This is a genomic window from candidate division KSB1 bacterium, assembly GCA_034521575.1.
Lineage (GTDB): Bacteria > Zhuqueibacterota > Zhuqueibacteria > Residuimicrobiales > Krinioviventaceae > JAXHMJ01.
Window position 1 is genome coordinate 2,250,974 of sequence record JAXHMJ010000005.1, and the last position, 19,907, is coordinate 2,270,880.

Annotated in this window: 17 protein-coding genes and 1 pseudogene; 10 read left to right on the top strand and 8 right to left on the bottom strand. The window is 46.7% G+C overall.

The window, feature by feature from the left end:
• Positions 1–94 precede the first annotated feature (94 nt).
• The 4 genes from U5R06_23055 (at position 95) to U5R06_23070 (ending at position 4,230) form a co-directional block, all read left to right on the top strand.
• Positions 95–952, top strand: coding sequence for a hypothetical protein (locus U5R06_23055; GenBank protein ID MDZ7725621.1), 858 nt, complete (start codon positions 95–97; stop codon positions 950–952).
• The gene (locus U5R06_23060) at positions 940–2,751 is read left to right on the top strand and encodes a hypothetical protein (protein MDZ7725622.1); all 1,812 of its coding nucleotides are present in this window, start codon (positions 940–942) and stop codon (positions 2,749–2,751) included. The genes U5R06_23055 and U5R06_23060 overlap by 13 nt, the downstream gene beginning before the upstream one ends.
• Positions 2,733–3,281 (top strand): T9SS type A sorting domain-containing protein, encoded by a 549-nt coding sequence (locus U5R06_23065; protein ID MDZ7725623.1) that lies wholly within the window; start codon positions 2,733–2,735, stop codon positions 3,279–3,281. Before U5R06_23060 ends, U5R06_23065 begins: the two co-directional genes overlap by 19 nt.
• Positions 3,282–3,744: 463 nt before the next feature.
• Complete coding sequence (locus U5R06_23070) at positions 3,745–4,230, top strand: hypothetical protein (protein MDZ7725624.1); 486 nt, start codon at positions 3,745–3,747, stop codon at positions 4,228–4,230.
• A 325-nt stretch (positions 4,231–4,555) separates the two neighbouring features.
• Here U5R06_23070 and U5R06_23075 read toward each other — a convergent pair whose 3' ends face one another.
• The 3 genes from U5R06_23075 to U5R06_23085 all read right to left on the bottom strand — a co-directional run bounded on the left by U5R06_23075 (position 4,556) and on the right by U5R06_23085 (position 7,289).
• Positions 4,556–4,957 (bottom strand): T9SS type A sorting domain-containing protein, encoded by a 402-nt coding sequence (locus U5R06_23075; GenBank protein MDZ7725625.1) that lies wholly within the window; start codon positions 4,955–4,957, stop codon positions 4,556–4,558.
• Positions 4,942–6,057, bottom strand: coding sequence for a C1 family peptidase (locus U5R06_23080; protein ID MDZ7725626.1), 1,116 nt, complete (start codon positions 6,055–6,057; stop codon positions 4,942–4,944). Before U5R06_23080 ends, U5R06_23075 begins: the two co-directional genes overlap by 16 nt.
• Before the next feature lie 125 nt (positions 6,058–6,182).
• Positions 6,183–7,289 (bottom strand): hypothetical protein, encoded by a 1,107-nt coding sequence (locus tag U5R06_23085; GenBank protein MDZ7725627.1) that lies wholly within the window; start codon positions 7,287–7,289, stop codon positions 6,183–6,185.
• A gap of 1,192 nt (positions 7,290–8,481) precedes the next feature.
• Between U5R06_23085 and U5R06_23090 the strand changes: the two genes are divergently transcribed.
• The 3 genes from U5R06_23090 to U5R06_23100 all read left to right on the top strand — a co-directional run bounded on the left by U5R06_23090 (position 8,482) and on the right by U5R06_23100 (position 10,468).
• On the top strand, positions 8,482–8,694 hold the full coding sequence (locus U5R06_23090; GenBank protein MDZ7725628.1) for a hypothetical protein: 213 nt from the start codon (positions 8,482–8,484) through the stop codon (positions 8,692–8,694).
• A gap of 401 nt (positions 8,695–9,095) precedes the next feature.
• A complete protein-coding gene (locus tag U5R06_23095) occupies positions 9,096–9,548 on the top strand; it encodes a hypothetical protein (protein MDZ7725629.1) in 453 nt (150 codons plus the stop codon).
• Positions 9,545–10,468, top strand: coding sequence for an esterase (locus U5R06_23100; protein ID MDZ7725630.1), 924 nt, complete (start codon positions 9,545–9,547; stop codon positions 10,466–10,468). The genes U5R06_23095 and U5R06_23100 overlap by 4 nt, the downstream gene beginning before the upstream one ends.
• Positions 10,469–10,629: 161 nt before the next feature.
• Here U5R06_23100 and U5R06_23105 read toward each other — a convergent pair whose 3' ends face one another.
• Positions 10,630–11,040, bottom strand: a complete 411-nt coding sequence (locus tag U5R06_23105) for a hypothetical protein (GenBank protein MDZ7725631.1) — start codon at positions 11,038–11,040, stop codon at positions 10,630–10,632.
• Between the two features lie 503 nt (positions 11,041–11,543).
• On the opposite strand from U5R06_23105, the gene nuoF reads away from it, so the two are divergent.
• The 3 genes and pseudogenes from nuoF (at position 11,544) to nuoE (ending at position 15,995) form a co-directional block, all read left to right on the top strand.
• A complete protein-coding gene (nuoF, locus tag U5R06_23110; GenBank protein MDZ7725632.1) occupies positions 11,544–13,718 on the top strand; it encodes an NADH-quinone oxidoreductase subunit NuoF in 2,175 nt (724 codons plus the stop codon).
• Positions 13,719–13,751: 33 nt separating this feature from the next.
• Positions 13,752–15,507: pseudogene (locus U5R06_23115) on the top strand (NADH-dependent [FeFe] hydrogenase, group A6).
• The gene (gene nuoE / locus U5R06_23120; protein MDZ7725633.1) at positions 15,507–15,995 is read left to right on the top strand and encodes an NADH-quinone oxidoreductase subunit NuoE; all 489 of its coding nucleotides are present in this window, start codon (positions 15,507–15,509) and stop codon (positions 15,993–15,995) included. The pseudogene U5R06_23115 and the gene nuoE overlap by 1 nt, the downstream one beginning before the upstream one ends.
• A 24-nt stretch (positions 15,996–16,019) precedes the next feature.
• Here nuoE and U5R06_23125 read toward each other — a convergent pair whose 3' ends face one another.
• From U5R06_23125 to U5R06_23140, 4 genes are all read right to left on the bottom strand, one after another.
• Positions 16,020–16,430 (bottom strand): OsmC family protein, encoded by a 411-nt coding sequence (locus U5R06_23125; GenBank protein ID MDZ7725634.1) that lies wholly within the window; start codon positions 16,428–16,430, stop codon positions 16,020–16,022.
• 92 nt (positions 16,431–16,522) lie between these two features.
• Positions 16,523–17,395, bottom strand: a complete 873-nt coding sequence (locus U5R06_23130; GenBank protein ID MDZ7725635.1) for a hypothetical protein — start codon at positions 17,393–17,395, stop codon at positions 16,523–16,525.
• Positions 17,396–17,421: 26 nt separating this feature from the next.
• Positions 17,422–18,258, bottom strand: a complete 837-nt coding sequence (locus U5R06_23135; protein ID MDZ7725636.1) for a hypothetical protein — start codon at positions 18,256–18,258, stop codon at positions 17,422–17,424.
• Complete coding sequence (locus U5R06_23140) at positions 18,255–19,811, bottom strand: hypothetical protein (GenBank protein MDZ7725637.1); 1,557 nt, start codon at positions 19,809–19,811, stop codon at positions 18,255–18,257. Before U5R06_23140 ends, U5R06_23135 begins: the two co-directional genes overlap by 4 nt.
• Positions 19,812–19,907: the final 96 nt, after the last annotated feature.

Consider the following 19,907-nt stretch of genomic DNA (forward strand, 5'->3'; position numbering starts at 1 on the left):
TTTGCATGACAATCCCGTTTATTTATATAAATAAACTGTTTATAACAAGTACCCCATCAGTAATAACTCTATATAATTTGTGCGGGAGGCAGCAATGAAAATTTTTACAGACGAGTGTTTTCAAGCGACTACTATCGGGATATTGTTGTTTTTAATGACCATCCCCCTTTACACACAAACACCCAACCCGCTGCGCGCTATGGTCAGCTCGGACCTTGAAGAACCCTATAATATTTACGAGGACGGCGGATTCGAGACCGGAGAACATGACATCCGTACCGTATCCCCCTTTATTGATCCGGCACCCTCTGCACCGACTCTGGAACGGATTAATGAAAACGCCTATTCGGGCAACTGGTGCTACAGAATCACAAATAGCAGTACAGACACGCTAGAGTTTTCAGTGTGGGTCAATCCGGACAAAGCAGAGACTGTTACATTCAGCTGTCATGTGAAATGCGAGTCGGCGGGGAACTGTACGTTGAAGCCGTTTATTGATTTTATCAGCAATGACATCACCCACCGATTGTCTTCCGGTTCTTTTATAGAGATAGACAATTCCTGGACACCGATTTATTACCAGACGAGTCAGAACAATGGATTCCGCTATGCGCGGGCGGGGATTAGTGTGCCACCAAATTGCACACTATATATTGACAATGTCAGTGTGGAGGTGCCGGTCTGGAAGGAACCGACGGCAACGGGTACAACCGTGGGAGGTGTGAACGTACCGCCAGAGCCCGCGGCGCCGGTTCGCATCCGTTTCAGCATCCATATCGAAGACCCGCAAAACCTGGTCACCCGGGAGGATGTCTTTCAAAAGAAAACAGCAGTCTTTGAGGAGCTGGCGCGATTGTTTCATGAACACGGCGGGTTTCTTAATATTCAGCCTGAATTAGAGTGGGCATTTGGGAGCGGAACAATTCGTCTCCGTCAACATTGCAGAACCTAACTGACCATTACAATGTCACTTATTCCACTCACACGCACGGCCCGGTGTGTAAAGTGGACGGGACTCCCTATGGTTCAGCGTATTGCAACGCCAATCATCACAGCCCAGGCGATCATGACACCCACATAACCCAGCAGGATATTGTCAATTATGTGGATATACGCCGTTCAAAATTTTCAAGCCTCTCGGACACTGAAATCACCGATCACAACGGCAATTTTGACATGATTAATCAAAACTTACTGTTTGATATCGGCATGCACACACTGTCAGCTTTTAAAAACAAAAACACTCAAAAATCTTATGATTATTTATTCACCAATCCCTGGCGGCCCTCAGTGGGCAATGCACTTGCAGATATTTCAACATTCACACAGCATGATCCGGATGGAAAGCTGATCTATCTTCCCGGAGTGGGATCGAACCTGACCAAACGTCACGAGCGGGTACCTCTCAAAGTTCAGCGATTTGTCGGTCAGTTTATCAAACATGCAGATCCGGAGCGTGTCAATGTCATGAATCTGGTGCTGCATGTAGACGCGTTTGAGGCGGAGAATCCGGCGGACGATTCAAACTACATTCATGTGAAACCGGATGGAAGCATGACCCATTCAGAAGAATTCGAACAACATCTTGAATATTGGGATGATATGCTCACAACTGTCATTGATCCGCTGGTACAAACGGGATATTTGCAATGGAACACCGGCAGCGAGATCGCTGATGCGTTTATCGCCTGGGAAAGCCGATACTCAGCAGGCCGGGACAGCATCTTTACATACATTCCGTCTGAAACCGCCGGTGAACGGGGTATCGCAACGCTGATCCGTCTACCACAGCAGGGCAGATTCGGTGCCGCGGCTCCTGTGGTTATATATGTGGCCGGCGGGTTCAGCGGTGAAGGTCTTTCCACCCGGGGCTGCGATTTAACCGAGCAGGGCTTTATCGAATTATATTTCAACTTTCCGGGCAGCGGCCGGCCCGGCACACGCAGTGGCGGGATCTATGATACGCGCGGCACACAATCGATAAACGCCTTGAAAGATGTGGTTCAATTCGCACTGGGGCAAACAACCGACAGCAGCGGCAGTACGCTTGCAGACTATTGTGAAACAATCAGCCCGCTACAAAGTAATGTCGGTCTTGTGGGCTGGTCTAATGGCGGCAATGCCACGCTGGCAGCAGCCGGTTGTCATGCCCAGACCCTCTCTGATCTGGCCTGGATTGTGAACTGGGAATCACCCGTGGGAGACGGTATGCCCACCGCGGAAGCCGGCGCCAAAGGCGGCGAGAGCAACGGCAATCCCGAAACCAATCCCGCTTATGATCCGGATATAGGTACCTGGGACATGTCTACGCTGAAATACGATGCAACCGTTAATATCAATCAGCACCATGCCGGTCAGGAAACGGATGCTGTATTCGGTGGTTTTTATTTTGACATCAATGATAACGGAATGATTGACGAGAACACAGATTTTATCCCTTTTCCCATCGTCATATCGATAAACGACAGTTTGAAAGCATTCTATTCGCAGCGCATTACCCAATATGCGTGGTCTCAGCATCTGCTGCCGGGCTCTTTGCCAGCCCATTTGACCACCCCGCGGCCTGCGAACAATTCTGGCAGGTGCGTAACGGTGAAAACTGGTTTGATGAGATTGGGGTGCAGCTACCGGACCTGCAGTTTATTGTTGTCGCGTCGGAAGAAGATCATGTCCAAACCGCAGCGGATCATCCGCACATCCTCTTACAGAACAATGGACTTTTGGGAAATGATATGGCACTGGTACGTGTGAATCCAGATCGCGCCTATGTGGAACATATCATTGGCAATCATCTGCCGGAATGTGTGGATAATACCGCCAATACAGCCTTTGGTCACAGCAGCATACGCTCAGCAGTTCAGCCAATTGGAATCGCCGGTGTGACTATGAACAATACCGTTGCAGCCGCCTGCTGTGAACTTGCGGACCGGTCGCAATACCACGTTTTGGACGACCAGCTGGATGCCATCATTACCGGTCAGACGCAGGTTCATGACCAAAACCAGGTTCCGGATGCATTTGACCTTTACAACTATCCCAACCCGTTCAATCCAAGCACCGAGATAGAATTCAGTCTGCCGCAAGCCGGGCCTGTTTACGTTCAAGTGTTTGATGTAAAGGGACGGGTGATCGGATCTTTGTTAGACGAATATGTACCAGCGGGAATGCATTCCCTGATATGGCAACCGTCCGGACCAGCGGCTATGAGTTCAGGTGTATATTTTATCAGATTGACGACAAATAACCACAACAAGACAATAAAAGCGGTTTATGTGAAATAATTGATCGGAACAATCAAAAACAGAACAAAAGCAAAAAAATATTAAACCTGACAAATCCAAAAGATATCAAAACAAGAATCCTGCAGCCCCTGTCTCTTACAGACAAAATAGAATAAGAAAGGAGCGAGAGCGGTCAAGTGATCATGTCACTATGCGCGAATCCAGACTCCCGCCCCTCAGCTATCGAATGAAATCTCGTAATCTTTTCAAAAATTATATTTCTGTGATATAATTTTTGCTTTTTTAAAGCTTGTTTGACTTTTACAGAAAAACCAACGAAATGCACCCCGGACAAGCCGTGTCTGGTTCGTGTCACCGGTCCCCCACGCACCTCGCACCCCGGACCTCTATCGGAATCTCTTTTTCTATATATTCTACAACTGCAGGATGATGCTTTTTCTCTTGCATTTATGTGAAATATCCTTAAATTGATGTATGTTTTAAAATCAAAATGGAGGGTGAAATGCCTGCTTTGATTGTAGAAAAACCACTGCGTGAAAAATTGGGCGAAGACGCATCGGAAAGTTTGCTTCGTCTTGTGAATCAAAGTGTTGAACAGCGGAAACACGAGATGTTGGAGTTTGTGGAAGAAAAATTTGAACGGCGGTTGAGTGAAGAACATGGCCAAATCAATGCGGCCATAAAAGAAACAGAACAACGTCTTGATAACCGAATCACAGTGGAAATATCCAAGGTCAACGAACGTATCACCACAGAAAGTTCCAAATTCAATGAGCGCATGACAGAAGAAATCGGCAAAGTCAATGAGCGCATGACAGAAGAGATTGGCAAAGTTAATGAGCGCATGACGGAAGAAACTGGCAAAGTTAATGAGCGAATTACTGCGGAAAATAGCAAGACCCGCGCCGACCTTATCAAATGGATGTTTATTTTCTGGATCGGTCAGGTGGGGGCATTATTGGGGATTTTGTTTGCGTTTTTCAAATAAATTTGTTTGTAAATGGCCAACAACGTGTAACATATTAAAAAATAAGCTAATAAGGTAGTTGATGCGATGTCTTGCGGCACCTGAGGTTGCAAAGACAAACACAAGTTAAACATCCGGACAGGGGATAAAAAAATGCAAAGCTACAAAATGTCGTTCCCGGATCAACATCTGCCGCTGCCACTCGTCGCACAATTTGGAATTGTACGACGAGGTTGATATATGGCACCCAGCATCCGCGATGCTGCTGTGCAGAATCTGTAGTCAGCGGTATAAGTTTATGGACTGCTCCTCCGGTTTTTATCACGTAGGTTGTAAATTGGATAACTCACCTCATGAGCAGCATTTTGCGTGTAATAGCGTGATCTTGGTACCAAATCCGGTAAAAATACATTCCGGATGCTACCGGATTTCCAAACGCATCAAGACCCTGCCAGATCACCGAATGCCGGCCGGGCTCGACTGTGCGGTTGAACAAGGTAGATACGTTGCGTCCCTGAATATCAAAAATATCAATAACCACCTGCTCTGTCTCCGGAACATCATAGCTGATGTGGGTCTCGGGATTAAAGGGATTGGGATAATTGCAATAGACTGTAAATTTCTCCGGCAGAGAGTTTTTGGCGATTTCAGGCGCCTTTTCCTGTTTCAGTTTGAATAAGTGGCGGACATGCTCCGCGGCTCCGGTTTCAGCATATTGGTTTACAATCGCATTTAAATCCTGCTGCAATCATTGTTGTTGGAAAACTGGCAAGAATGAATTTGAAAATCGGTGACTGTTGCCGTGGTATTGTCGATTCGCAGTCCAATGTCGTTGTTCAGAAATTTGACCAGCGCAATATCAGGCATATTTGCGCTGGAACAGTTTTCAATCGCAAGTCCGGTGGCGGCATTGGATATTTCAACGGTATTGAAAGAACAATAATTGGATGGATTATCTATGGTAATTCCGCCTGTGTTGGAGGTGAAATTAAACGCTACATCCTCACATTGAATCGCGGCCTCGTCGATGATCAGACAAGAATTGGCGCCAAAATCCAAAGATACGCTCGGTTCAATTGTCAAGTTCGCTCCGTCAGTGATCGTTAATGACAAGTTATCATCAAAAGTACAGCTCCCTTCTACAATCACATCACCGTTTGAGAAAACGTTCACTCCAATTTGTGTATCGCCTCTAATGGTAAGATTTCCACCATTTCCAATGACAAGTTGAGATCCATTACTTGTTTGTAAATAAACATTATCAAGAACCAAGGATAAATTATCCGTAATCTCTAAATTTTCGATAAGCGACTGATTATCATTGATGTAAACCGTTTCTCCTGTATTGGCGGAATCAATTACTTCTGACAAAGTTGGATAAAGAGAAGTAATTAGAGCATAGGAAGATGGAACTGATACCCGAGCTGTAACAGCCCGATAAGAATCGATTCCACACTCACCGTAAGCAATTCTAAAATATCCATTTTCACCCCAATCTGTTCCCCATGAATTCTTACATATCCAACATTCATTAGTATCATTGTATGATACAATTACTACCCCATGATTATCAACAAATTGTCCCGAAGTTTGCTCATAAATTCCAGATGTATAATCACTAAAATTTCTATATACAGGGCTTGATAATAGTTTATTTTTTATTTCGGAAATATTAATATCCCAATCCACATCAAAAGAATCTATAGAGTAATATGCTTCATCGTAATTAGGAAAAGCATTTAAACCTTGCTCACACTGTACTCTATTATCCCTTATAAAACTAAATGAACATTGAGGCGGCCCCCCACTACATGATCCTCCACAGGTATTTTCATTTGTTATCTGCATCTCATCCAAATCAATCCCGATGTTAGTTCCATACAACTCGTGTAATAATCCTTAAACTACACCAGTTGCTGCATGGGACTCCCTTTATTTCTGATTACATTCATCTATGGTACCTTGATTTTTCTTTAAAAATTAAATAATGGATTCCATTGTGCATTTTTTCCATCACCTATTTGAATCATGACTTTCGTATCCATATTTATGATATATACCTTACTTTTAAAAGAAGCAGTGGTATTTGAAGAAATAAATTCATATTGTTCAAAACAGATATAATTATCCCCTGGACTGAACGAGGGATTGTTCCAATCCACAAGAGCTTTCTTCAAGACTCTACTCACCCCGTCTTTATAAATATATAATGTATGTGATGCAAGGTCATTCTGACTCTTTGAATATGCTATTTTTGAAAAATCGTGATTAAAAAGAGGATTGTGCAGAAATGACCCTGACTGGCTTTGGGGGATAAATGCTACTGTATCAATGCTGGAATTATTCAAATTGTAAAGCAGGATCGAGTCGAAAATCCCGGTCCAACTCAAACTCGTTCGAGCATACAAAATCCGCTTATTGAACGGGTCAAAATCAAATACATATATCAGATGACCTCCCAACCTGTTTTCAGTCACAAGTGTATCCGTAAAAGTATGGTCTATATTGGTTTTGTATACATTTCCTTTATGTGTAAATATAAAATGATAACTATCCGGGCAAAAGCCAATCAATCTTTGTGGCTCGTGACCTATTTGACTATCCAGAATAAATTGTTTGTTTGCACCATCCTTATTCATTATCTCGTAGTCCGTCTGTTCACCGAGTGTTTTATGACGATATATCAGTTTTTCACCGTCAGGTGTCCACATGACTGGACTCGCGCTTTCATTCAAACCAAGATCAGGAGTTATACTGAAAGATGTATCACGACTGATAACATATAAATGAATATCGGTTCCCCCTATGCCCATATCATACCGGAAGGCAATGTATTCACCTGTTGGAGACCATACAGGATTGTATGCATCGTTAGAAGGATTTTTTGAAATATTCAATGGATTTTGACTCAGCCCCTGCATTAACACGATTTGCCAATATTTTTCCATACCTTTTTGATAACAAAGACTATTTTTTCCTAATTTAGAATCTTTGTATGAACTTTTTAGAGGACTTTTGTCAATATCACAAGCCATTAAAATCTGAATAAATAAAATCAAAATTATTATTTTTTTATACATACAATCCTCATAAATCACTAATACTATTGAATTCTAATTTCAATTTATTATTTTTACTTATTATATGCTAACTCCACATCATGTCAAAGTCAAAATGCATCATTTTTTATACCTTTGCGCATCTCAAAAGATTTCAATTATCACCTATCCGATTAAACAAAAGGAAAACTCTGCATCCGAAAGCTGTTCTGTGCCGTGAATTTCGCGGTTCCGTGGTATTTCCTTTTCCACTCTGACACCGCCCCGTAACGCTGCGCGAATCCATTGATGCATTCGGCGTCAGATGCTTCTCCCTGCCCTCAATACCACCGATCCCTTTGCAACTTTACAACCTAAACTATTAATAGTCAAGCATTATTTTGATTGAATTGATCTGTTTGGCTTTTTGTGCTGAAAGAAAAGTTCGAACAACAAGAGTCGGTGTGTATGAAATGATGCCCGTGAACAGCAAAAACAAAGCATCGTTGCAAAACATGCAACTACCGGACCAGAAAAATTGCATTGTTTTTAATTGATTGACCGGAAACCCGATCTCGGACCCTGAGAAGATTATTCGCAGCCGGTGAATGATTTTCGCGGGGAGCGTTTTGCAGTGTAGGATGTATACTGGAAGTTAGGTTGTCCGTCACAATAGGTGCCCGCCATAAACAAATTTCTACTGAAAGGCTGCTCCCTGAAATATCAATGGATATTTCACTCCGAATAAAACTCCGCCGAGGGGATCCGTTCCGGATCGTACGGGGGTTCTACCCCCGTCACGCTATATAGCAGAGGGTTCTACCCTCTGATACTATCTACGAGTTTCAGGAGGTAGAACCTCCGGCTAACCTGCATAATGGAGTGGAACCCCGACGCGATTCCGATACGAAACAAAGTTTCGTGAGCAATGACGTGCCAAAATGATTTTTTTGGCCCGAGAGGGTGTAGAGATGATGCCCGGACAGGATTAACCGGATCAACAGGATCGATATTAAAATAAAGGATCATATCAAAAGAATCCTGTGAATTCCGAATATGCTGTGATCCGGTTCGATGAGAGATTGCGGGGCAGGAAACAAAAGTATGGTATAGTGAAGAATGCCGGCACATTATGAAAACAGAAGGGGGGCGGAAGACAGGCAGCCGAGCGGCCGGCCTGCGTTTTTCAGCAGGACGATAAACCGGGGTGCGGGAATATGAGGATTGAAAATCATTGCATTTGCCGGATGACCGCACCGTACACCTCTTGTTATACCGGTTTAGCGAGGCGGTGCCTGACCCCATGACGGCGGAATTATCCAAGGTTAATGAGCGCATCACTTTAGAAAACAGCAAAACCCGCGCCGATCTCATCAAGTGGATGTTTATTTTCTGGATCGGTCAGGTGGGGGCGTTGTTGGGGATTTTGTTTGCATTTTTTAAATAAACTTGACTGAAAAAGTTTAACTTTTATACAATAGGAACCGGAACTTTGGGATTTACAATTGTGTGCTCTGAGGGATGTGGGTGGGATATAGACCTCCTACAGGGATCAGATGTATTATACTGTTTTATCGACAATAATGAAATACCTGCGGTGTTTTCAAACGGTCAGAATTTTGCATGATTCTGCATGTGCGAATCCTGCTAGAGCGAGGTTTTGTCGAAATAAAGGAACTTTCACTCTATATTGAACCGATTATTCTCTTGTTTTTTAACACACAAACCCCTAAACTCTTGAAAAATGTTTAAAACTTTAGAAAGAAACCTGTCTTGAAAATTTATTGTCTGTTGTTTTTGCTGATGTGTCCTTTTTTGCTGTATGCCGAATTTTCGCCCGGTCTTCGATTGCAGAAAACCCATCAATTGTATTGGGAGAACGGGATCACGCTGGATTACACGCATGACTGTCTGCTTGATCAGCATCTGCATGTGGGATTGAGTTTTATTTCCTCCCGGTTCGGTACGGCTCTGAACTCGAATGCTCTGAAACAGGATCACTATATGCTTTACGGCGCCTGGGTGTTTCGTCCGGACGAGTCCCTGCAGCCTGTGGTTCGGCTGAACACCGGTTATTTTATTGCGGATTACGAGTCGGATCTATTCAATGATCTCGACAACACCTCACTGTTGCTCTCGGCCGAAACCGGATTTATCGTGAATGCTTACAAACAGCTCGATCTTTTATTGATGCTGGGGTATAATTTCATCACCGGAGATGGGACAAGCGGCGCCGGCACCTTGTTTCCGCTTTTTTATTATCTCTCAGTCAGCTGGACCCTGAAAGGAGGTGCGCGATGAAACAAATCTGTATGTTTCTTTTCTCGCTCAGCCTCGTGTTTCTTGCATGCGACTCCCCGTCGATCAATGACAGCAGCATGCTGGACGGAGATTTTATGTATGACGTGTCTCTGTATGAACCGGAAAACTATCTGGTGTCCGCTGCCATTTCGGAACCGACGCCGGAACAATTGCAGATGCCGGTGGTCATTGCTTCGCACGGATATAGCGCCACCACGTTTGAATGGGACGAGTTTCATGCCTGGACCAGGGATCAGGGCGGCATGCTTGTTTCACGGGTGCTTTTGGGAGGACATGGCCGCGATTATCAGACCTTTAAACATTCAACCTGGCAGGATTGGCTGCGTCCCATTCAGAATGAATATGAACGTCTGGTCGAGCTGGGATATCAGCATATCTCTTTTCTGGCATCTTCTACATCCTGCGCACTGCTTCTGGAACTCCTCAACGACGGCTACTTTCAGGGAATGGATTATCCTGAACATTTTCTGTTTGTGGATCCCATCATTATTTCTTCAGACAAATTGCTGTCTCTGATTGGTATTGTCGGTCCTATGCTGGGATATATTGAAACAGAACCCACAGACGAGGAACGCCGACACTGGTACACCTTTCGGCCCCAGGAAACCCTGCAGGAACTGCAAACGCTGTTGACGACTGTGCGCAAGGATTTACAGTCCGGCATCAACCTGGAATCACATTTAAAAGTATACAAATCAAAAAAAGACGAATCTGCAGATCCTGTTTCTGCGGTATTGATTTACAAGGGTGTAAAGGGGAACATCGAGGTGGAAATGGTCGATTCGGATCTGCATGTGTTTACACGCCTGGCCGGACGCGGCGCGGTTTCACAGCGGGATGTGACAAATCAGATGCAGGCGTTTCAGGATATCCGGCGTATTGTTTTAAACAGTCAATAAAAAAAGCCTCAAATGGACATTTGAGGCTTTTTTGTGTGAGAGAATATGGTTCTGATGTCATGTTGAATGGATATATGTAAAAGTTACGCGTTTTATCATCCCGATTCCCTGATGAGAGCAGGGAATCGGGTTTCAACAAGGAGCTGAGAGAAAATGAGAATTTATCGTACTGCTAAATACTGATTGTTAATAGCGTTATACAGTTCTTTAAAGAAAGAATCTGCGTTTTCAAATGATTCCAGTTTCACTTTTTCCTGAAGATCAGCATTATTCAAATAGATGTAGATCAGCTCGGCATTCACACGAATATAGTCCAGATCTTCTTTTTCTGACATTTTGGCGAGTTTGCCGAATACCTCACGTACATCTGCAGACGGCGCTGTGCTTTTCACCTGTGCCAGGCCCAAAAGAGCAGATCTGCGGACACCCGCGTTTTCAGAATCCAGTGATAGTTTGTATGCTTTGATTGCTTTTTCAATACGATTGTCGTCAGTTACTCTTGCTTCCACAGTTACAGTCGAACCGGCCAGCAGTGCAAAAGCAGATACAACGAGGATTATTTTTTTCATCATATCCTCCTTTTTTATATAATGAATGATCAGTATCAACCAATTTCACCCTAAACTATATCAAAGACAATGCCAAACTTTTAGCGGATCGTACAAGTCTATTAAAAACAGTTATAAAGATGTGGATTGTGCCAAGGCAGCGGGTCAGCAGGGGGGAGCCACAATATGTACCATTTTTCTGCCCCAGGATAAATACCGCCGGGGTGTGAATGGATTATACTCTGTTAGTCAATAAAAAACAGTTTTAAACGGCTTGTAAAAGTGTTGAGCGATCAGTGGAATTTATAAAACACAAATTGTGAACATATGTGGCGTTGTGAAGAAATGTGGCGCCCGTTCAATAAAAATAAATCTCTTGCAAAAAATATGATCAACCCTTATCTTTGTAGAGAGGCATTATATAACCGGAATGAGTGCGACATTTAATCGAAACAGCGGGTGATAAATCCAGATAAAATATGGTGCGGCGATTTGTCTCCCGGCGCTTGATATAAAAGAGGATAAATATGGGTAATGCACAAAAATTTTACCGCGCTCTGGAACAGTATATGGAAGAGCAGCGCGACCAGAGCGGTATTGACGACAAGATACTGATTCAGGTGGGTTCGGCAACCTGTGAAAATGCCGCCGGATCGGAGGCGGTCTGGAAAGAACTGGACAAGCTGATCCGGGTGAGCGGCCGTGAGGATATTATTTTGAAACAAACCGGCTGTACCGGCCGCTGTGCACGTGAACCGATTGTCGGTGTGTTTGTACCCGGACAAATTCCTATCAAATACGAGACGGTAGATCCAGACAAGGTACACCGGATATTCAGTAAACATGTGATGGGCGGAGAAACCATTCCGGGGCTGATTCTGGACAAAGAGACGGAACAACGCTATTCGCATGTGATTACGGTATGCAATTCATCTCGCTGCAACGGCTCGGGCAAAGACCCGGCCGAAGAGATCAGAGCCGCGCTCAAGGAAGCCAATATAGAGGACAATGTGCGTATTTTCAAGGGCGGCTGTTTTGGGTTGTGTTCTGACGCACAGGTGGGCAAGCGCGGTGTGATGATGATCTTTCCGGCACGTGTGCTTTATGCCTATAAGAATAAAGAAGAACTGAAACAGATTCTGGATACGCATATTAACCAGGGAAAACTGGCCGAGTCTTTCAAGACGCAAACCGATTTTATCACCGAACAATTTTTTTCCCGTTACGGAGATGTTGCGTTTTTCAATAAACAAACACGCCTGACGCTGCGCAACAGCGGCCTGATTGATCCTGAAAGCCTGCAGGATTATGTACATCACAAAGGATTTGCCGCCCTGGCCAAAGCACTGGACCAGGGGTCGCCCAAATCCATTGTGGACGAGATTGCCAAATCCGGATTGCGCGGCCGCGGCGGCGGCGGTTATCCCACGGGCACCAAATGGAAGTTCGGGGCTCAGGCAAAAGACACGGAAAAATATGTGGTCTGCAACGCGGATGAAGGGGATCCCGGTGCGTTTATGGACCGAAGCGCGCTGGAAGGTGATCCCTTTATCATCATTGAGGGTATGACCATCGGCGGTTTGGCGATTGGCGCGCAAAAAGGGTATATTTATGTACGCGCCGAGTACCCGCTGGCCATCGAGCGGCTGCAGAACGCCATCCAGGTGGCGCGCGACAACAAGCTGCTGGGCAAAAATATTATGAATTCCGGATTCAATTTTGATATCGAAATCCGGCTGGGCGCCGGCGCCTTTGTTTGCGGAGAAGAGACGGCACTGATGCTGTCTGTCGAAGGAAAACGCGGACAGCCGCGTATCCGTCCACCTTACCCCACGGATTACGGACTCTGGGGGCATCCCACGGTGATCAACAATGTGGAAACCTGGGCCAATATCCCCACAATCATGCTTTACGGCGCGGACTGGTTTTCCCATATCGGCACCAAGACCAGCCGCGGTACCAAGGTTTTTGCGCTGGCCGGTAAGGTCAGTAACACCGGACTGGTTGAAGTGCCGATGGGTACGACTTTGAGAGAAATTATTTATGATATCGGCGGCGGTATACCGGACGGCAAAACACTCAAAGCTGTTCAGACCGGCGGACCCTCCGGCGGCTGCATTCCCGCTTCCCAAATTGATACTCCGGTTGATTATGACCGTCTGGCAGAACTCGGATCGATTATGGGGTCGGGAGGCATGATTATCCTGGACGAGGATGACTGTATGGTGGCGACCGCCAAGTTTTTTCTCGAATTCACCAAATCGGAATCGTGCGGCAAGTGTGTACCCTGCCGAGAAGGCACCGTACGCATGCTGGAAATTCTGGAATGCATCACCCAGGGTGACGGCAAACCGGATGATCTGGTCAAGCTGGAGCGGCTTGGCAAGCTCATACAAAGCACCTCCCTGTGCGGTCTGGGAACTACGGCACCCAATCCCGTGCTCAGTGCTTTGGAAAATTTTCGGGAAGAATTTGAACTGCACGCCAATGAAAAGACATGTCCTGCACATTCCTGTCGACAGTTGATCCGTTACGAAATCAATCCGGATAAATGTACCGGCTGTACCCTGTGCGCCCGGCGCTGTCCGGTTTCCTGTATTTCCGGTGAACGCAAAAAAGTTCACGTGATTGACCAGGAAGCATGTATCAAATGCGGTGAGTGTTACAATGTCTGCAAGTTTGACGCGGTAGACCGACTATAAAGATTTTTAATCAAAGTGAAACAGGATAGGTTTATGAAAACAATAAATTTAAAAATAGATGGTACAGATGTAGCGGTGCCGCAAAACACCACAATCATGCAGGCGGCGGAAGAGCTGGGTATTAAAATTCCGCGTTTGTGCTACCATCCTCAGCTTTCGATCGAAGGCGCCTGCAGGATTTGTATCGTCCAGGTCAAGGGTTATAACAAATTTGTCACGTCGTGTGCCAATACGGTCAGCGAAGGCATGGAGGTGGTCACCAACTCTCCGGAAATCCGGGAAGCGCGCCGCGATCTGGTTGAATTGATTCTCGATAACCATCCGCGTGAGTGCCAGATCTGTGAACGCGACGGCAATTGTGAGCTGCAGAACCTTGCTTATCGTCTGGGTGTTCGCGAACGCCTGTTTGAAGGCAAACGCAAACGCCATGACATTGAAAAATCCAGCCCGTCCGGTGATCCGCGATGCGGAAAAGTGTATCCTCTGCCGACGCTGTGTGCGTGTGTGTTCGGAAATACAGGGGATTCACAATCTCAGTCAGTTGTACCGCGGAACTGATACGGTCGTGGCTCCGGCGCATGAAGCGCCCATGGCGGAATCGGTGTGTATCACCTGCGGCCAGTGCATTAATGTCTGTCCGGTAGCCGCCTTTCTGGAAAACCCGTCAACGGACGATGTGTGGGCCGCATTGTCCGATCCGAATAAACATGTGGTGGCGCATACGGCGCCTGCGATCCGGGCGGCGATCGGAGAGGGGTTCAATTTTCCCATTGGCACGCCTTCCACCGGCAAAATGATCACGGCCCTGCGGCGTCTGGGATTCGATGGTGTGTTTGATACCAATTTCGGAGCCGATCTTACGATTGTGGAAGAAGCCAATGAACTGCTGCACCGGCTTGAATCCGATGAAAATCTGCCGCTGCTGACTTCGTGTTCACCCGGATGGATCAAGTTTATGGAACATTTTTATCCCGATATGATTCCTTTTGCGTCAACATGCAAATCACCCATGATGATGCTGTCTACATTGTTGAAAACCTATTATGCGGAACAGAATGATCTGGACCCCAAAGATATTTATGTGGTCGGAATTATGCCGTGCGTGGCGAAGAAATTTGAATCGGAGCGTCCCGAACACCGCAACGCCGACGGCATGCCGTATACCGATGCCGTATTGACCACCCGCGAACTGATCTGGATGATCAAAGCCTATGGTATTGATTTCGCCAATCTGCCGGATGACGAATTTGACAACCCCCTCGGCTTTTCCACCGGGGCCGGCGATCTTTTCGGAACCACCGGCGGGGTGATGGAAGCGGCGCTGCGAACTGCAGCCGAAAAATTGACGGGCACGAGTCTAACTGAACTGGATTATAAAGAGGTGCGAGAAGCGGAAGGACTTAAAGAAGCAAGCATCGAAATCGCCGGCAAGACTCTGAATGTCGCGGTTGCGAATGGACTGACCAATGCCAAAATCATCCTGGACAAGGTCAAAGAAGGGGTGAAAACCTATCATCTTGTTGAATTGATGGCGTGTCCCGGCGGCTGTATCGGTGGCGGCGGACAACCGTATCCGACGCAAGGTTATTACGTTCTGGACAAGGCAGTCCTGAAAAAACGCGCCAAAGCCCTGTATTCGATTGACAGTGACAAGAAAATACGAAAATCACATGAAAATCCCTATATACAGGAGCTGTATAAACAATATTTGGAAGAACCGGGCAGCAAAAAAGCCCATGAGCTTTTGCATACCACCTATTCACCAAAAGAACCAAAAGGGATTAGCTAATGTCAGAGACCAGTACGTTGTTGGATAAAGATATACTAGAGTTTATTGACGAGTGTCGGGAAAAACCCTATTCTGACAGTTATCTCATTGCTGTCCTGCATCGGGTTCAAAAACGATACGGCTATTTGTCAGAAGAACATATGGATGAGGTGGCTCAGCGGCTTCAGGTTCCCACTTCAACCGTGAGTGGAGTAGCTACGTTTTATCATTTTTTCCGGCTGCAGCCCAAAGGCAGGTTTTCTATTTCCGTTTGTCTGGGGACCGCCTGCTTTGTCCGGGGAGCCGACCGGGTTCTGGAAGCGTTTCGCGATGAATTGGGCATTGAAGTGGGAGAGACCACTCAGGATCAGTTGTTTTCACTGGAAACCACCCGATGTCTGGGAGTTTGCGCCCTGGCGCCTGTGGTCACGATCAATGACAAGGTGTACAGTAAGGTGAGCGGCGCTCAGGTTCCCGACCTGCTGAACCGGGTGAAAAACGGCGAATAGGAGGTCCTGTTCGCCGCTTTTTGACTAGTCTTCAATGATAATTTCATAATCGATGGTCGCCGCTTTTTTTAACATAGCGCTCACACCGCAGTATTTTTCCTGACTCAGTTGCACGGCCTTTTCCGCTTTGTCGCGTGTGATGTCCCCTCCTTTGAACCGGTAAATCACTTTGATCGTTGTGTAGACTTTGGGGTGTTCGTCCGAGGTTTCAGCTTCCACATTGATACTGAACGTTTCCGGTTCGGCGCGCATCTTGCGCAGAATGCTGATGACATCCATGCCGGTACAGCCGGCCAGAGACACGAGTGTGAGTCCCTTGGGCTTGACACCCTTTCCTTGTCCGCCGACTGATTCTCCGGCATCCATTGAAATCTCAAACCCGTCCAGTTTTGCGGTAAAATGCATGTTTTCGTTCAATGAAACAGAGGTTTTCATGAGTGTCCTTCCCGGTCAATGGTTGGTTGCTTGGTTCCTACAAAACAACAAAAAAAACAAAGCGATTCATCCCCGATGAACGCTAACTCTGATCACGGGCTGATCTGACGGAGCCAGGCCATCGGCCAGCGCCATTCTTTACCGTCTTGTGTACGAATAATGATTCGCACTGAATTTTTGCGCATGATTCGGACAATGCTGACGGTTTGATGCTCATACATGCGGTTGGGATCAAACGTGACATAAAGTTCGTCGCCGGGAGATAGCGATCTCAAGTGATTAAAATGCTCAAGTTTGTCGGCTATATATTTTTTTTGCGCTGCAGGTGACAGCATCAGGTGTGCGCGTTTCAGGGCACCGTTCAGGGTGCCGGGCAGCGCCGAGGCATCGAAATCCGCCGGATTGAACACGGCTGCCAGGGAAACCGGTCTTTGAGACTGGCGTTTCTGTTTTTTACGCTGCAGTTTTTCGCTCCGGATCGAATATCCAAGCGCTGTCACATGATCATGCGCCCACTGATTGGCGCTGTGTTCACCTTTATGCGGATGAAGACCCAAATGATGGCGCTGGTAATGGTGCAATTCATGGGCAAAGAGGTGCGCCAGATGGTCATAAAATCCGTTATATGTATGTCTCCATAGGTATCCGTCCATTTCGGTGCGCGGATATTCGCACAGACGTGGAGACAGCATCATCCGGATCAGTTTGAACTGTTGCGGAAGATCACCCGGAATCTCTGCGCGGGAAAACTCACTCATATGTCCGCCTTTGGGATGCAGCCGATTGGCTCGTATCCATTGACGCACATAGGCGCGGCCGCCCATACGTTTGCTGCGTACAGACAGGTACAGTGTCACCACCAGGTCACGGCAGTCCGTATTCCCGGCCACATGTTTCAACGTCTCGCGGATTTTGGTCTCGCTGGCAACATTCGCTGGAATGAATCCGTAAATATAAAGCTTCATAAAAGATCGTTGTGTCAAATAATAGATTACTCTGATGGTACACGGGATCGATAATTCTGACTCGCATTTTGCAGCCAAATGTCGCGATCCGCGTAATTGATTACCCCGTCGCCGGAAATATCATGCCGATTGTATGCCGGGTCCGCCGTATGCTTTGCATTGTAGAATTGCACATAATCCAGACTGTTCAAGAGTCCATCCTGGTTAAAGTCACCGCCGATGCTCGCCCAGGTCTGATTGAACATCTGTTTCATGGCGTTGCTGCCGTATGCCGAATTTTCACTGCTGCTAAAATCAAACGTAGAGACCGGAGAGTTGACTATGGCTGTGCTGTTGGCGCTCATGAATGTGAGGTGCGCATTGTGGCGGATGACCGCATAATAGTCTCCGGGCACAAGTTCCGGCAGCCGGATCGGCTGTGATTCCCGTATCGGATCCACGACGTGCCCGTCTGTGTTGAGCAGATATGAACGCTGCCAGACATCCGGGCCGTCTGCTGCAGTGCGCAGCGACACACTGACCCAGTCGACAATATCCGCTGAAACAGACACAGCAAGACGCTGATCTGCATAGGGAGAAATTTGCGGCAGATTGTCGTTGACGGCCCATACTGACTGCATTTGTTCCGCCTGCACGGTGAGTCCCTCTAAAAACAGACGAAGATTCAATCGCGGCAGAGACTCTTCGAACACGGCGTACAGACCGGGTTGATCGAGATCGATGACCAGCTTATTGTCCGAGCTGGTCGCTGCGCCGCCGACATACTGCCAGGTCATGTTTTGATAGCGGAAAAACGCCAGGCGGGATTCGTCCAGTCCGTTTACGTCGTCATCCGTATAATGCAGAGTCAGACGGCATTTCAATCCTGCAGCGGCTCCTGAAATCGGATGCGCCACTGTGTATTCATATAGCTGTCTGTGACCGGATCAGCCGGCGGCCGCTGGATTTCATCGACTCTCAATATCCCGTTTCCCTGACGATCGGCAACATTCGCCTCCAGTTGATGACCGGTGTAAGCACCGGCAGTCGGTTGCAGGCTATAAAGAGTATTCTCCGCGATCAGAACCTCATCGACCAGATGGTCTTCGCGGTAGCCGGTTTCAAACCAGTACAAATCACCAATCTGATTGATGTAATTGCTGCGGAATACGATTTTGCTGCCCTGACGGTTCACGTTAATGTCGGGTGTATAATATTTACTGATACGGTCGCCATTGTCCCGGGCCCGGTGATGTACCAGTCTGCGGGTGGCGCCGGACCCGTCGGTCGGCACCTGTATGATTTCGCCCCAGAACGGGTACCACTGTCCCAGGCTCTCGACCCGGTCCTGATAGGATACGTACATGTATTCCCGGCTTCTGATGCTGTTATTGGCGGAAAAGACAAGATGCGCCCATTTGGGAATTGATTCTAATTGTCGCATTTCCCCGGTCTCGATATTGATGGAAATCAGATCACTGGGTGAAATGCCATAGGGATCGTATATTTCCTGAAAATCATACCCCGCGGCCGTATAGATGACCTGGTGCCCGAGATGGTCGATTCCCGTTTCCCAGTGCACGATACCCGGATATATTTGATGAACATAGTTCCAGTTCTTATCATACACTTCAATCCCATGGAACTGCTGGTTCAGTGCGGGTTCAGTACCCCAGCTGACAATGACATAATCGCCATTCGGCGAAATTGTTGCATAATCCACGCCTACACCGCCGCGGCATCCCAGAACACCGATATCAAAAGTGGTTGCGGGATATTTAATGTCTTCAATCAGATCGTAGACAAACAACTCTTCATCGTCGCCGCTCAGCACCCAATAACGCCCGTCATCGGATACATCACCTTCTCCGCCGGCGTTGTCGATCTCGGTGTATTCGTCAAATGTACGCAGCACGACCGGATTATCAATGTCGCGCATGTCGTACAGCAGTACCTGGTTGCCGGAATAGGCATAAAAATGATATTTCGGATCAAATGTAACGGCTTGTCCATTGTCCGAGTATTGGCCGGTGATGCTCCAGCGGATCCACCAGTTTCGAATTTCTCCTCGACCGAGATAGTCGAGACGTTCTCCGGTTTCCCCGTCATATATAAACGTGCTGATCAGGTGATCACCGTTGTAGGAATCGACCGTATCGTTTTCCTGAGCCAGAAAATACGAGCCGTCGATGTTCCAGTAACACATTTCACTGTTGGCAAAATATCCGCCCAGATAATCCCCCGCCAGTGTATCGCATTTTGTCATGCGTGTGACCGGTGTGCTGAATACCGGATCGGTATAAGACTCGCCCGGAAATTCCGGCGGCGCCAGTGTGTCGTAATCCGGAGGGGGCAATGGATCATCGCTGATCAAACCGTATTGACCATAAAGAGACAGGCTCCAGAGAACGATTAAAAGTATAAAATGTTTTTTCATCGCGTCCATATGATTAACATCAAACTACTTATTTAAAAGTAACAAAATCTGTGCCTAAAACAAAAAAGTTTTTCGACTGCTAAAGTAATGTTGCAA

Excerpts from the sequence above, each read along its gene's own strand:
- U5R06_23055 (MDZ7725621.1), top strand. The coding sequence starts at position 95 with ATGAAAATTTTTACAGACGAGTGTTTTCAAGCGACTACTATCGGGATA.
- U5R06_23065 (MDZ7725623.1), top strand. The coding sequence starts at position 2,733 with ATGGCACTGGTACGTGTGAATCCAGATCGCGCCTATGTGGAACATATC.
- U5R06_23070 (MDZ7725624.1), top strand. The coding sequence starts at position 3,745 with ATGCCTGCTTTGATTGTAGAAAAACCACTGCGTGAAAAATTGGGCGAA.
- U5R06_23080 (MDZ7725626.1), bottom strand. The coding sequence starts at position 6,057 with ATGCAGATAACAAATGAAAATACCTGTGGAGGATCATGTAGTGGGGGG.
- U5R06_23085 (MDZ7725627.1), bottom strand. The coding sequence starts at position 7,289 with ATGTATAAAAAAATAATAATTTTGATTTTATTTATTCAGATTTTAATG.
- U5R06_23100 (MDZ7725630.1), top strand. The coding sequence starts at position 9,545 with ATGAAACAAATCTGTATGTTTCTTTTCTCGCTCAGCCTCGTGTTTCTT.
- U5R06_23105 (MDZ7725631.1), bottom strand. The coding sequence starts at position 11,040 with ATGATGAAAAAAATAATCCTCGTTGTATCTGCTTTTGCACTGCTGGCC.
- nuoF (MDZ7725632.1), top strand. The coding sequence starts at position 11,544 with ATGGGTAATGCACAAAAATTTTACCGCGCTCTGGAACAGTATATGGAA.
- nuoE (MDZ7725633.1), top strand. The coding sequence starts at position 15,507 with ATGTCAGAGACCAGTACGTTGTTGGATAAAGATATACTAGAGTTTATT.
- U5R06_23125 (MDZ7725634.1), bottom strand. The coding sequence starts at position 16,430 with ATGAAAACCTCTGTTTCATTGAACGAAAACATGCATTTTACCGCAAAA.
- U5R06_23130 (MDZ7725635.1), bottom strand. The coding sequence starts at position 17,395 with ATGAAGCTTTATATTTACGGATTCATTCCAGCGAATGTTGCCAGCGAG.
- U5R06_23140 (MDZ7725637.1), bottom strand. The coding sequence starts at position 19,811 with ATGAAAAAACATTTTATACTTTTAATCGTTCTCTGGAGCCTGTCTCTT.